Origin of the sequence: Vibrio sp. 10N.261.52.A1, assembly GCF_002876325.1 — a bacterium.
GTDB lineage: Bacteria > Pseudomonadota > Gammaproteobacteria > Enterobacterales > Vibrionaceae > Vibrio > Vibrio chagasii.
On the sequence record NZ_MCYD01000574.1, the window covers coordinates 1 to 246 of the forward strand.

Below are 246 nucleotides of genomic sequence, written 5' to 3' on the forward strand. Positions count from 1 at the left end.
GGTTTGATTGGCGCCAATGGTTGCGGCAAATCGACGTTCATGAAAATCCTAAGTGGTGCGCTAGCGCCGAGCTCAGGCAACGTTTCCATTACTCCTGGGGAAAAACTGGGCGTATTGAGCCAAGATCAGTTTGCTTTTGAGCAGTACAGCGTAATCGACGTTGTGATCATGGGCGACAGAAAGTTATGGGAAGTAAAACAAGAGCGTGACCGTATTTACTCTTTGCCTGAAATGAGCGAAGAAGAC

1 protein-coding gene is annotated in these 246 nt (G+C 48.0%); it reads left to right on the top strand.

The window, feature by feature from the left end; all coding sequences use genetic code 11:
* Positions 1-246, top strand: a 246-nt coding sequence (locus BCT81_RS09305; RefSeq protein WP_133152596.1) for an ATP-binding cassette domain-containing protein, incomplete at both ends; no start/stop codon positions are given.